This is a genomic window from Bacillus sp. COPE52 (assembly GCF_003355115.1).
Classification (GTDB): domain Bacteria; phylum Bacillota; class Bacilli; order Bacillales; family Bacillaceae_G; genus Bacillus_A; species Bacillus_A toyonensis.
On the sequence record NZ_CP031292.1, the window covers coordinates 3,601,462 to 3,614,035 of the forward strand.

The 12,574-nt window shown below is 34.2% G+C and carries 15 protein-coding genes; 4 read left to right on the plus strand and 11 right to left on the minus strand.

The annotated features are described in order from the left end of the window. Positions 1–19: 19 nt before the first annotated feature. On the plus strand, positions 20–619 hold the full coding sequence (locus tag DPQ31_RS18060) for a hypothetical protein (RefSeq protein ID WP_001222410.1): 600 nt from the start codon (positions 20–22) through the stop codon (positions 617–619). A 92-nt stretch (positions 620–711) separates the two neighbouring features. Here the strand turns inward: DPQ31_RS18060 and alsR are convergent, their stop codons facing one another. Beyond that, positions 712–1,611 (minus strand): acetoin biosynthesis transcriptional regulator AlsR, encoded by a 900-nt coding sequence (gene alsR, locus DPQ31_RS18065; RefSeq protein ID WP_000423218.1) that lies wholly within the window; start codon positions 1,609–1,611, stop codon positions 712–714. Positions 1,612–1,763: 152 nt separating this feature from the next. On the opposite strand from alsR, the gene DPQ31_RS18070 reads away from it, so the two are divergent. Next, positions 1,764–2,129 carry a CidA/LrgA family holin-like protein gene (locus DPQ31_RS18070; protein WP_000872363.1) on the plus strand — a complete coding sequence of 122 codons (366 nt, stop codon included), beginning with the start codon at positions 1,764–1,766 and terminating at the stop codon, positions 2,127–2,129. Then, entirely contained in the window at positions 2,126–2,803 is a 678-nt protein-coding gene (locus DPQ31_RS18075; protein ID WP_098821720.1) for an LrgB family protein, read from the plus strand. Before DPQ31_RS18070 ends, DPQ31_RS18075 begins: the two co-directional genes overlap by 4 nt. Before the next feature lie 11 nt (positions 2,804–2,814). On the opposite strand, the gene DPQ31_RS18080 is transcribed toward DPQ31_RS18075, so the two are convergent. Then, on the minus strand, positions 2,815–3,228 hold the full coding sequence (locus DPQ31_RS18080; protein ID WP_000442987.1) for an NUDIX hydrolase: 414 nt from the start codon (positions 3,226–3,228) through the stop codon (positions 2,815–2,817). A gap of 141 nt (positions 3,229–3,369) precedes the next feature. Here DPQ31_RS18080 and DPQ31_RS18085 point away from each other — a divergent pair, with 141 nt between their 5' ends. Then, positions 3,370–3,570 carry a DUF3903 domain-containing protein gene (locus tag DPQ31_RS18085; RefSeq protein ID WP_000624210.1) on the plus strand — a complete coding sequence of 67 codons (201 nt, stop codon included), beginning with the start codon at positions 3,370–3,372 and terminating at the stop codon, positions 3,568–3,570. Between the two features lie 318 nt (positions 3,571–3,888). Here the strand turns inward: DPQ31_RS18085 and DPQ31_RS18090 are convergent, their stop codons facing one another. The 9 genes from DPQ31_RS18090 to sirA form a co-directional block, all read right to left on the minus strand. After that, positions 3,889–4,644 (minus strand): sulfite exporter TauE/SafE family protein, encoded by a 756-nt coding sequence (locus DPQ31_RS18090; protein ID WP_000974640.1) that lies wholly within the window; start codon positions 4,642–4,644, stop codon positions 3,889–3,891. A 108-nt stretch (positions 4,645–4,752) separates the two neighbouring features. Beyond that, positions 4,753–4,899 (minus strand): BC1881 family protein, encoded by a 147-nt coding sequence (locus DPQ31_RS18095; RefSeq protein WP_000849372.1) that lies wholly within the window; start codon positions 4,897–4,899, stop codon positions 4,753–4,755. 248 nt (positions 4,900–5,147) lie between these two features. After that, positions 5,148–5,651, minus strand: coding sequence for a hypothetical protein (locus tag DPQ31_RS18100; protein ID WP_208730822.1), 504 nt, complete (start codon positions 5,649–5,651; stop codon positions 5,148–5,150). 70 nt (positions 5,652–5,721) lie between these two features. Beyond that, a complete protein-coding gene (locus tag DPQ31_RS18105; RefSeq protein WP_000386795.1) occupies positions 5,722–6,729 on the minus strand; it encodes a nuclease-related domain-containing protein in 1,008 nt (335 codons plus the stop codon). A gap of 276 nt (positions 6,730–7,005) precedes the next feature. After that, positions 7,006–8,049, minus strand: a complete 1,044-nt coding sequence (locus DPQ31_RS18110) for a GH25 family lysozyme (RefSeq protein WP_001181410.1) — start codon at positions 8,047–8,049, stop codon at positions 7,006–7,008. Between the two features lie 134 nt (positions 8,050–8,183). Continuing rightward, entirely contained in the window at positions 8,184–9,947 is a 1,764-nt protein-coding gene (locus tag DPQ31_RS18115; protein WP_000818434.1) for an ABC transporter ATP-binding protein, read from the minus strand. Then, entirely contained in the window at positions 9,947–11,698 is a 1,752-nt protein-coding gene (locus DPQ31_RS18120; RefSeq protein WP_000862305.1) for an ABC transporter transmembrane domain-containing protein, read from the minus strand. The genes DPQ31_RS18115 and DPQ31_RS18120 overlap by 1 nt, the downstream gene beginning before the upstream one ends. A gap of 124 nt (positions 11,699–11,822) precedes the next feature. Further along, on the minus strand, positions 11,823–12,044 hold the full coding sequence (locus DPQ31_RS18125; RefSeq protein WP_001123316.1) for a YneF family protein: 222 nt from the start codon (positions 12,042–12,044) through the stop codon (positions 11,823–11,825). Positions 12,045–12,122: 78 nt separating this feature from the next. Then, the gene (gene sirA / locus DPQ31_RS18130; protein ID WP_000860638.1) at positions 12,123–12,563 is read right to left on the minus strand and encodes a sporulation inhibitor of replication protein SirA; all 441 of its coding nucleotides are present in this window, start codon (positions 12,561–12,563) and stop codon (positions 12,123–12,125) included. Positions 12,564–12,574 lie beyond the last annotated feature (11 nt).

Below are 12,574 nucleotides of genomic sequence, written 5' to 3' on the forward strand. Positions count from 1 at the left end.
AAAGAGGAGGGTTTATACTATGCGTATAAACGTATTATTTATCTTATCTTTACTTTTCTTTACTAGTTGTAACCAAATAAAAAATAATGAAGTTGCTTCTGTAGAAGCTTACAAGTTAACAAAGGAACAGTCTTCTATTTTACAAATGACGCCTATTCAAGAAGGAAATAGTATGTTTTATAACGTTACACTTAATAATGATAAAGATGAAATAAATGCTACGATTGATTATTATCAAAATGGTAAAAAAGTAAAAGAGATTACTAACATCGCTTCATCACATTTTCTAGAAAAGAAAATAAAACTCTCTTTCATACCACCACATTTCCAATTTGATAAAGATGTAGAAGAAAAAGGTCAATGGTATATTAATATTGACGGTGGTTCAACGCTTGCTCCTGAAGAAGCACCTCTAGGTGTAAATAGTTCTGTAACTACTACAATTCAATCTGCAAAAAATTTAAGATATAATCAGAAAACAATTTTAGCTACTGTAATCCAAACAAGTAAAGAAACTGTAAGCGTCCCTACAATTGATGAAGAAACAGGTATTGACCTACTCTTAAAAGAAAATGAACACGTTTATCTTTTCAGTATCGAGCTAAAAAAAGAAAAATAAAACGGAAATGCACTTAAGCTGCATTTCCGTTTTATTGTTTAATAAGGTGTACTTTTATATATTCGAATTAAATCTATTTACCGTTACTACTATTACTCATCTTCTACTTCTATTCGTTTCTTCTCTCTTGCAATTTTTAAAAACTCTAACAGCTCTGGATTACTATTCATTTTTTTATAAGCTACCGACATTTCTGCAACAAAATTAGAATCATATAACTCTTTATATACAACTTCTGTTTTATATAATTTATTTGCCGATACAGGGATTACTGTAATCCCAATCCCTGCTGCTACAAGCCCCATAACTGTTTGATATTCTGTTGCTTCTTGTACAATTTGAGGACTAAAGCCAACCTCTCGACAAAGAGATAAAATTGTATCATACAACGCCGGCCATACTGGTCTCGTAATAAATACAAACGGTTCATCGCGTAAATCTTCTATATGTATTTCATCTTTCTCTGCAAGTGGATGTGCCTTTGGCAAACATAAAGTACAAGATAACCTTTGAATTGGTTCTAACTCTAATAATTGTGTTGAAATTGGCGGCCGTAAAAATCCAATATCAATACGATTATCATGAAGTGCATGCACTTGATCTGGTGTAGATAATTCATGTAATGCGACAGACACTCTCGGAAATTTCTTTCTATACTCCCTGACGATAGACGGTAAAATATCATATATCGCCGCACCTACAAAACCAATTGAGAGTGATCCAACTTCTCCCCTTTGCGCACTTTGTGCAACTTCTACTGCTTTTTCAATTTGCTCAAACGCTTTTTTTACTTCTTTTAAAAACATTTCTCCTGCTTCTGTTAATTCAACCTTTCTCTTCGTTCTTGAAAATAACAGAACTCCCATTTCTTTTTCTAATTGCTGAATTTGTTGACTAAGTGGCGGTTGTGTCATTTGTAAACGAGCAGCCGCTCGTCCAAAGTGTAACTCTTCTGCCACAACAACAAAATATTGCAAATGCCGTAATTCCATTTTAGACACCCTTTTCACTTTCAATTAATACGTCTAATATATTAATAACATATAATTTATATATTAGACAAATATTTTGAATGAACGTATAGTAGAAATTGTTAATTCTTTTTTACAATTTTTATGTAAAAAAAGAAAGAGGTGGTTACTGTATGAAATGGTGGAAGTTAAGTGGACAAATTTTATTATTATTTTGTTTCGCTTGGACAGGTGAATGGATCGCAAAACAGGCACACCTCCCAGTTCCAGGAAGTATAATCGGTATTTTTTTATTATTAATTTCATTAAAATTTAACCTAGTTAAAAAAGAGTGGATACAGGACGGAGCAGACTTTTTATTAAAAGAACTTATTTTATTTTTTATTCCTTCTGCAGTCGCTGTTATTCGTTACAAAGATACACTATCACAATATGGAATCGATCTCATTTTAATTATTATGATTAGTACACTTTGTGTTACTCTCGTAACAGGACTATTAACAGAATTGCTACTTAAGCGGAAAGGATCAACGCAATGATCGGCTTTCTTTGTTTACTATTAACACTATTGACATATTGGATATCTAAAAAAATGTATCAACGTTGGAATTGGAGCTTACTTTCTCCTCTCCTTGTCTGTCCCATTATTTTAATCGCTTTATTGCTTGGACTAGACACACCTTATGAAACATATGAATCTGGTGGTCAATGGCTAACAGAATTATTAAAACCTGCAACAGTTGCTTTTGCATGGCCAATCTATAAATACTTTGATTTATTAAAGAAATACGGAATCGCCATCTTACTTAACGTCATCGTTGGTTCATTTTTATCAGTTATTACTTCGGCACTACTAGCAAATTATTTTCAAATTGATTCGTCACTAGAACATAGTTTAGCACCGCATATTGTAACGACACCAATCGCAATGGCTATTTCAGAAATGATTGGTGGCATGTCACAATTAACAGCTGTATTTGTCGTTTTAACTGCCTTAACAGGAGCATTACTCGGCCCTTCCCTTATACGTATTTGCCGCATTAAAACCGCGCTCGCAAAAGGTATTATGTTAGGAACGAGCGCAAATGGAACTGGTACATCAAAAGCATTCGAAATCGGCCCTGTTGAAGGAACAATCGCAAGTTTATCCATGCTTTTAACAGCGGGTGCTAGTTTAGTTATCGTTCCGCTTTTCTTATCTTGGATACATTAAAAAGCAAGTATTTACATACTTGCTTTTTCATTTATATATTGACATATTAACTCGTAATCCTCCGGAAAAGCTAACGATAATTTTTCAACTTCCTGTATCCCTTTCCAGTCAATTTCATGTATTAACTCATCAGGATCTTGAATTTTCATACTACCGCCTATTTTTTTAACAAAGTAATAATGAACATACACTGGAATTCCGTATGTAATACCTTCTTTTTCGTATATTTTATTTACAACTTCCACATTGTAGCCTGTTTCCTCCCAAACTTCCCTGATACAACATTCTTCTAGTGTTTCTCCCTTTTCAAGTCCTCCACTTGGTACAGACCACCTTTTTTCTTCCCCTTCTTTGCCTTGCAGCACCATTAAAATTTCATTTCTGTCATTCATACATATAGCTGCCGTACCTATCCATCTCTCCATAAACATCCCTCCCCTACTAAAATTCGCCTTCTTTTTTATTTTTCCCTTGAAAAAAGAGGAAAAAAATAAAACGGTGACGAAAGAATACATCAACTTCATAGGCAGTCCCTTCTTAGAAATTAAAAACGGAAGGATGAAATTATGATTTCTAAATATGTTGTGGAATGTGTCTTTTGTGAAGAAAATCGAAAACCTCGCCAAGCTACCGTCACAGTTCCCGCCACTTCTCAACTACTAGCTATTCAAAAAGTGCGGGCTGAATGTAAACGCCGCTTTGGAAAAACGTTATTATTGCAAACAGAGGTTAAAGAAGAAATAGTTTTAGAACAAAAAGAAAGCTGACCATCAGTTGGCCAGCTTTCTTGTCCGATCATATTTTCACATGAAGATTAGGGGCATCCTCTTTAAGGATCGGGATTTTCCCATTATGTACGTTCCATAATGGTCATCGAACAATATATTTCTATGCAATTAAGTATTGAATAGAATAGGGCAAAACTTGTTCGCATTTTTAGAAAAGGGATAGGGATATAATTCAAGTAGTACTTCGAATACTCGAACTTTATACTCATAATATTAATGCAAATCCTTTCATATGGGAAATATGAATTACTTATATAATTCATTCGTAAAATATATTAATACCTTGCTATAGTAGTTTTATTCCATCAATAACATACATCCGGCTAAAACTGGCGTCATAATCATTGAAAATCTCAACAGCATGCGTGGTGCATAATTTGTAAACTTCGCACCGATATATGCTCCTAACATCGTCCCAATTAATACTTGCAATAACAATATATAATCTAAATATCCTTCCGAACTATATCCAATCCCGCCTCCAATTGCGATTGGTAATATAACAAGCATAGTCGTTCCTACAGATTGCTGTATCGTTAATCCTAAAAGAACCATTAGTCCAAGTTGTATAAAAGGGGCTGAACCAATCCCGAATGAACCAGCCAACATTCCAGTAACTAATCCTAAACATATACATTTCATCAAGTTGTTTTTTGAAAGTTTTTTCTGTCCACATAAGGGTGGCTTTTGCTTATTTCGAGACATAATCAATTTAATAAACATAAAAATTGCTGATAAAAATAACATCCCAGCTGTAAACCAATGAAGAAGATGTGCTGGTATAAGCGAACCAAACTTTGAACCGATATAAGAACCAAGCGCTCCAAATCCACCAACAATCCCGCCTATCATAAGTACAACATTTCCTTCACGATAATGACTTATAACTCCAGATAACGTCGTAAATGCCATAGCAGTTAAAGATGTTGCAAGTGCAACGTGAATAGGAATATGAAATACTAAAGTGAGTATCGCGATAATAAATCCAGCTCCCCCTGCTCCAACAAATCCTAATAAAATACCCATTAATAACATCGTTATAATAATTGCCACATACTCTCCCTCCAGTATCTCAATTATCTACTATACGCCCTCTTCCATACAAATAAAAAGCATCCTATCCGGATGCTTTCACTACTTTTCTATATTGAAAATATGTAATCAATCTTGATTAATTAAAATAACAGCAGGACCAGCAACGACTACTCCAGCTACTTCTATCTTTTCAAATTCCTTTACTGTAATAGATATAACACCTTCTCTTTCCATCAATTCTTTACTCAGGACTTCAGTCGGTATCGTCTTCACCGTCTTACCTCCTTTTCATTTATACAATATGATAAAGCGACACTTTAATCAGTGGGGGTTTTGGCCACCCCCACTGATTATTAGCCCTCATCAACCAGGCTTTTGCGAGATAAAAACAACCCAATACATCCATATATATGCATCACCTCCACTTTCATTCCTTATTCCATCCAAAATTCATATTCCCTTTCTATAACATATTGAAAAATAAAAAGAAGCTATAACATATAGCTTCTCTCTAAGTTTCTTTACCCTCTCTGTACCTTATATGTCAAAACTCTACCATCTCTATCAAATTGGAAAATAAGCTGTTCACTATCTATTGGAATGAAGCCACGTTCTGTCCCAAGATAGTACAAAGTGATGACCCCTTCTTCCTCATTTCTCGTTTCAGTAGGCGTTCCTAACAATTGTGTAATTTCTTCATTTGATTTCCCTATTAATTTATATTTTTGCATGAAATCATCTACCATATGTACCCGTTTCTCTTCGTCATTTAACCACCGATCTCGATTAAAATTGGAAGTGTACTCATTCATACTTAATTGTACAGCACACACTATTAATGGAATGATCCCTACTATCATTACACGTAACATTTGTTTCTTTTCTTTATTACGACTTGTAGAAGCACGTAAGATGACTCTTTGAATCATGACTAATAAAATAAATGGCATAACTACTACAAAAATACTCTTTACACTTAATGACATATGAACTATATCGATAACGAAAAAAAACGCAATGTACATGACTATATACAAACAAAAATAAACATACAAAATCCCATGTAATAGAGCACCCAGAAAAATCTCCCCCTTTTTAATTCACCTGGCAAAGCATTTCTCTTATCTTTTGTAACTCTTGCGCTGTATATATTACTTCCCCTGTTAAAACTTCATTTTTGAAAAACGCTACGATTTGCTCCCTATCTTTTAATCTAGGTGTGTCCTCATTAGAAAGATCTAGTACTTCTTTACCACTCTCATTATAAAAATATACAATTGGCTTTACGTTTTCTTTTACAATATCAACTTGCAATTCTTTCAAACAATTGTATAAAATTTGAGATTGTTTCTTCGCTTTATATACTGGATTCCCTTCATTTTTCACTTGTATAGTTAACGAATCTTCACCTGTAATACATTCAAGCGTCTCTTCTTTTTTAATTTCTTGTTGATACTTACCTATTTCATCAAGCATAAATGAATATATACTAGCATTCTCTTTCGTTACACCATGAATTAATTTTCCTGTCCACTCTCTCGTCTCAAGTAAATACATACCAGTTTTATATAAGATAAGATGATGGATTCGAATATCGTTTATTCCAAGTTTATCTCTAATAAAAACATTCGGCATAATATGAAATTCATCTTCTTGTATGATTTCTTGTTCTAAAAATCCTTGCTTCATATAATGTAATGTTTCATGCGTATTTACTTCAGCGCTATTTTTAGTATACTCTCGTAAATCTGCAATTAACTTTTGAAACATATGTATTTCATTACTATGTTTATCTTGCATTTCACTACGTTCTTTACTATGTTGCATAGCTAATTGATTTTTCATCATACGCATATTTTCAAGTTCTCTAGCTGTACTAACTTGTAAATCATTATACTTTTTCTGTTCCATATTTTTTAACGTATTTTGTTGCTCTTTATGTTCTGTAACCGTGGCTGCAATTTCACTTTCATACGTTTCAATCGCTTGCTTTTTTTCAAATTCCACCTGCTGGCTCTCTGATTCCAACTGTTTATTTTTATAAAACAGTACGAATACTGCAGCTAATAATATTAAAATTACACCTATTAGCACATAATCCATATTTTTACTCCTTTATTTCAATTTTTGATTATTTTTTATAAATATCCCCATTGTATTATACTATGCTTTTAATATACATCTTGTGAAAATTACTTTTTTCATAGAGTGACACGTTAATCAGTGTTTTGTTCTATCACCCACTCATTATTAGCCCTCACCAATCGGCCTTTTACGGGCAACTCCCACCTATCTTCTTCGCATTCGCCGAGATTCTTACTGCCTGCAAATCGCGGGATAAAAGGTATCTCAGGCGAGATACCTTTTACGTTGACTTTATTATACACCATACTGAATATAACTCGAATCATAATATATCCATTCATTTCCACCTAATCCGAGCCAGCCATCTTGCTTACACCATACTCGATATGCCTCACCATGATGTAACTGTCTTATAACATTTCCACTTAATGATGGAGCATCCCGTAGATTCACATTGTCACCAGTAATAGTCGCCACATAATGTTTATACTGAATATAACTCGAATCATAGTATATCCATTCATTTCCACCCAAAGCAAGCCAACCATCTTGTTCGCTCAAAACTTCATATGATTCACCTCGATTTAGCTGGCGAATTACACTAGATTGTAAAGATGGTCCAGTCCGTAAATTTACATTATCGCCATTAATTACAGCAACACCGTAAACTGGAGTTGCATTATTAGGCGGAGAAACATTCCCTCCACCACTCGATCCATTCCCTTGCAAAGCTTCTAATGAAACTGCTGCTGATACATCACAATTTCCTACACCTGAAATTTGACCAGAATCAGTGTATTGCCACGCTGTCCACTCTGTCCATCCACCAGCATCAGCAGGCGGTGTACTAGAATATCTAGCAATCCAAAGTGGAATATCACTTAACCCGTTAATTCCAAACTCATTAATATACCAAACTCCTGTATATAACATTACATTTTTTCCAGTAGCCTGTTTCACATAATTTATGAAACTTCTTGCCCAATTAGATATAGCGGTACCAGTTAAATTACTATTACTCGGATCTGTTGGTGACTCTAAATCTAGAACTGGCATTAAGTCTGTTTGATTGCTTTGTAATATACTCACAAAATATTTCGCTTCTGAAATTGCATCATTTTGTTCTGGATGTGCAAAATGGTATGCACCGATTAATACATTCGCATTTCGTGCCGCTTGTACATTTTGAACAAAAGTAGGATCAAGATAATTTACACCTTCTGTCGCTTTTGCATATGCTGCTGGAATGCCAGATGCCTTCACTGCATTCCAATCAATACTCCCTTCCCAATGAGACACATCGATAAACGTAACATTTGAACTCGATCTGTTTTGCATATAAAATCTCCTATCAAATTTTTTCATTCCGTATACATACAATATGTACAACTTTACTAAATGGACACGACATGTATGCTATAAAAACAAAGAGTAAATATATTTTATATACAAAGTAAAAAAGACCTTGTATATTACAAGGCCTTTTGCAAGCTTCCTTTATTTTGTAGTAAATACATATTATAATACAACCCTTGCTCACTCAGTAACTCTTGATGTGTTCCCCTTTCTACTATCTCTCCATCATGCATAACGAATATTTGATCTGCATCTTGAATTGTAGATAACCTGTGAGCAATCGCTATCGTCGTTCTACCTTTTCTCATTTGCTGCAACGCTGTTTGAATAGCCTCTTCTGTTTCTGTATCGATATTAGCTGTTGCCTCATCTAATACTAACACTTTCGGATTAGTTGCTATCGTTCTAGCAAAAGCAATTAATTGTCGTTGACCACTAGAAAATGCAGCTCCTCTTTCTACTACTTCTGTTTCATACTGCTTTGGTAATTTTTCAATAAACGTATTGGCTTGCACAAATTGCGCAGCTTCTTTTACTTCTTCATCTGTAATTTCTTCATTGTACATACGAATATTTTGCTTTACATTTCCTGCAAATAAAAATGCATCTTGCAATACGAGTCCTATTCTCTTTCTAATTTCTCGTTCTTCAAATTTCTCTAAATCTACACCGTCTATTACAATGTTTCCCGACTTAATATTATAAAATCGCATTAGTAAATTCATAATGGTACTTTTTCCGCTACCAGTATGCCCAACAAAAGCAACCGTTTGCCCTTGTTTCACATGAAAAGATACATTTTTTAAAACATCACGCTTTCCATCATACGAAAAAGTAACATTTTTAAATTCAATATCTCCATTAACTACTTGAGGATTCCCATCCCCTTTTTGAACCGGCGCTAAATCTTTCTCATCTATTAAATGAAATACACGTGATGATGAAACAAGTGCCTGTTGGAAAAATGATAATTTCATCATCATCTCATTTACAGGTTGGAAGAAACGATGAATATAGTTAACAAACGCATATAAAACTCCTACTTCAACGGGACTCTTTAAAGCGTCAATTCCGAATAAACCAAGTACTAATGCAATTGCTACAATATGAACTAAATCCGTTGCTGGACGTAAAAGTAATGCGTCTAACTTTAACGTGCGTCGTCCTGCACTATAATGTTTATTATTCACTTCTTCAAATTCTTTTCTCATACGTTTTTCTTGTCTGAATACTTGAACAATATTCATTCCTTGAATGGACTCATTTAACTTCGCATTTAATACGCTTAACTGATTACGTACTTCTAAATAAAAAGCTGCACTTTTCCGGCGATATAGCACCATAATAGCAAACATAATTGGAATTAATATAAGAGAAAATAGTGCTAATTTTACATCTAATAAAAACATCGCCACTAAAATCCCTACTAAAAACACTACATTTTTTACGAATGTTGATAGTACACTTACATAAAAATCCTTAATCGCTTCCGTATCATTTGTTATGCGAGATACGAGTGTACCTATCGGCGTACGATCAAAGAAACTTAATGACAATTTTTGAACGTGTTCATACACTTCAACTCGCATATCTTGAACAATCTTAAAAGCTATATTTTGAAAGTACAATAAATCTAAATACGTAAATAATACTTTTAATAAATGTGCAATTATATACACTACAAATAGAGTAACAAGTGCTGATTGATCAAAGTTACGCGGTACTAAATGTTCATCAAGAAATTGTTTAATTAAAAAAGGACCCATCATTTCAGTTACAGTTGCACCAACTAGGAATAAAAATGCTAATGCTAATAACCTTTTATATGGTCTCATATAAGAAAGTAATCTTCTTAAATCACTCCGCTTTTTCTCAGCCATCATACGCCTCCTTTCTCTACTAACGCCTCTAGTTGCTGGCTTTCGTACATTTCTTTATACCAACCATTTTCTCCCATCAATTGTTCATGTGTTCCTCGTTGCACTACCGCTCCTTCATCAATCACAAGAATAATGTTTGCATGCTGAATTGCACTTAAACGGTGTGCAGTAATAATCGTCGTTTTTTCTGCTCTTTCCCGTTTCAATGCGGATAATATAGTTTCTTCGGTTTTTGCATCGACAGCTGATAAACAATCATCTAAAATTAAAATTTCAGCATTCGTTAATAAAGCACGCGCAATTGAAATCCGCTGTTTTTGACCTCCTGATAGTGAAACACCTCTTTCACCTACTACCGTATCATACCCTTCTGAAAATTGAACGATATCATTATGAATACAAGCAATTTCAGCAGCACGAGCAATTTCTTTATATGTAGCATCGACCTTTCCGAATGCAATGTTCTCTCCAATACTCGCTGAAAATAAAAAATGATCTTGCGGCACGTATGAAATTGCAGAACGTACACCATGAAGTGTTACATCTCGAATATCCCGTTCACCAACTTTTAATTCACCATTAAAATGATCATATTCTCGAATTAAACATTTTAACAACGTCGTCTTCCCTGCACCGGTACGTCCCACAATACCTAGCGTTTCACCTTTTCTTAAATTAACATAAATATCTTTTAAGTTTAATAGTTCATTTTTCTTATAAGAAAATGAATCAATAGCAAATGAAACATCACCACTTGCTATAGTATTTATAGCGTTTTCCTTATTTACTACATCTGAAGTTTGTGAAAGTATTTTCTCCACACGATCATACGAAGCGCGTCCACGTTCCATAATATTAAACAACCATCCAAAAGCTAACATTGGCCATACAAGAGTCCCTAAGTATGTTGTAAACGTTACTAGCTCTCCTACAGTTAATTCGCCCCGTACTACTAATAAAGATCCGTAACAAACTGCGATTAAAAACGAAAACCCGACAATAAGTGCAATCGTTGGATCGAATAACGAGTCAATACGCGCGACTAACATATTTTTATGTACGACATCTTCTGATTTCTTCCGAAATGCTTCCAAATCCTCTTTCTCTTGTCCAAGCGAGCGAATTACCTTCATCCCACTCATACTTTCTTGTACTTTATCGTTGATTTCAGAAAACGATTGCTGCGCTTTATGAAATCTTCTATGCAATAAAGTTCCATAATAATTTGTAGAAATCGCTACAATTGGCATCGGAATTAAACTTAATAATGTCAACTTCCAACTAATTGTAAACCCCATCGCTACAAGTACACATCCTCCAACTGCTAATGAGTCAACAAGTGTTAAAACACCCGATCCAGCAGTTTGCTGAATTGCCTGAATATCATTGGTCGCATGTGCCATCAAATCGCCTGTACGACGTGATTGATAGAAAGTTGGACTCATCTTTGTAAAATGTTCATATAAATTCTTTCGTAATTGACGGGCTAATTTTAAAGAAGATCCAAAAATCATAATACGCCACAAATAACGCAATATGTACATAGTAATCCCTACAACAACTAACAGAATAACCCACTTCAACAATTTTTCAGATGTTAATGTTCCATTATTAATTTCATCTACTACAATACCTAGTACTTTCGGGGCTACAAGTTCAAGAAGCGCGACACCAAATAACATAATAATCCCGATTATGTACGCTCGTTTCTCTTGTTTAAAAAACCAAGCTAAATTAAAAAATACTTTCATATTTATCCTCCTCCCTTAAAATGAGCGATGTTTTCAGTTTAACAAAAATACAGAATTTTTAAAAGTTTTAAACACTTTAAAATTCCAATAGGAAAGGGCACTCTTATCGAGTGCCCTTTAGCGCTTATTTTGTTTGTTGCTTGCTCATCGCGCTCATCATTTGATTGATTTTCTTTTGGGAAGGTTTTTGTCCCATTTGCATCATCATCATTTTTAACATTTGTTCATTAATTGGTGGATTTTTTTCTAAGTAGTTCATCATGTATTTGCGGGCAATGAAAAATCCTAACGCCACGCCTGCTACTAGTGCTACTACGCCCACTAGAATACCTAACCAAATTGGCATATATTTTCCTCCTTCATGTTGTCTACCTTACAGTGTACTAAAACCTTTTCAATAAGACAAGATAGAATTCGACATTTTTTACACATATGTTCGTACTTGTTTTAAAGGATTCAACCATCCGTATTTTGTATTTTCATAATCCATAGCTAAAAATGTTAGTTCACACTTTCTTAACACCTCAAAGAAAGTCGTTTCCATAGAGACATTTCCAGAGGTATTCATGCGAATATAGTGTGGTTTCACTATTATTTCGCCATATTCCGCTCCCGTAAAAAGTGTATGCGTATGATGTGTTCTATCATATTTACCAAGAACACGCAAAGCTTGCTCTAATTTATGATGAATTTTCATTACTTGTAATGGCATCGTTATATACATCATTTGTTTATATAACACTTTTTTCTCCGAAAGGGACCCAGATTCTGAAAATCGAGCAAATAAATCAAAAAACAAATATTCACGACCAAAATAAGCTTTCGCAATATCCTCTTGAATTAAATACAATTCATACGTTTTCATTTTCAGCCTCC

What these genes read in the sequence shown, in the direction of transcription:
- DPQ31_RS18100 (WP_208730822.1), bottom strand. Translation starts at nt 5,651, where the DNA reads ATGTACATTGCGTTTTTTTTCGTTATCGATATAGTTCATATGTCATTA.
- DPQ31_RS18070 (WP_000872363.1), top strand. Translation starts at nt 1,764, where the DNA reads ATGAAATGGTGGAAGTTAAGTGGACAAATTTTATTATTATTTTGTTTC.
- DPQ31_RS18125 (WP_001123316.1), bottom strand. Translation starts at nt 12,044, where the DNA reads ATGCCAATTTGGTTAGGTATTCTAGTGGGCGTAGTAGCACTAGTAGCA.
- DPQ31_RS18060 (WP_001222410.1), top strand. Translation starts at nt 20, where the DNA reads ATGCGTATAAACGTATTATTTATCTTATCTTTACTTTTCTTTACTAGT.
- DPQ31_RS18080 (WP_000442987.1), bottom strand. Translation starts at nt 3,228, where the DNA reads ATGGAGAGATGGATAGGTACGGCAGCTATATGTATGAATGACAGAAAT.
- DPQ31_RS18085 (WP_000624210.1), top strand. Translation starts at nt 3,370, where the DNA reads ATGATTTCTAAATATGTTGTGGAATGTGTCTTTTGTGAAGAAAATCGA.
- DPQ31_RS18115 (WP_000818434.1), bottom strand. Translation starts at nt 9,947, where the DNA reads ATGGCTGAGAAAAAGCGGAGTGATTTAAGAAGATTACTTTCTTATATG.
- DPQ31_RS18105 (WP_000386795.1), bottom strand. Translation starts at nt 6,729, where the DNA reads ATGGATTATGTGCTAATAGGTGTAATTTTAATATTATTAGCTGCAGTA.
- DPQ31_RS18075 (WP_098821720.1), top strand. Translation starts at nt 2,126, where the DNA reads ATGATCGGCTTTCTTTGTTTACTATTAACACTATTGACATATTGGATA.
- alsR (WP_000423218.1), bottom strand. Translation starts at nt 1,611, where the DNA reads ATGGAATTACGGCATTTGCAATATTTTGTTGTTGTGGCAGAAGAGTTA.
- sirA (WP_000860638.1), bottom strand. Translation starts at nt 12,563, where the DNA reads ATGAAAACGTATGAATTGTATTTAATTCAAGAGGATATTGCGAAAGCT.
- DPQ31_RS18120 (WP_000862305.1), bottom strand. Translation starts at nt 11,698, where the DNA reads ATGAAAGTATTTTTTAATTTAGCTTGGTTTTTTAAACAAGAGAAACGA.
- DPQ31_RS18110 (WP_001181410.1), bottom strand. Translation starts at nt 8,049, where the DNA reads ATGCAAAACAGATCGAGTTCAAATGTTACGTTTATCGATGTGTCTCAT.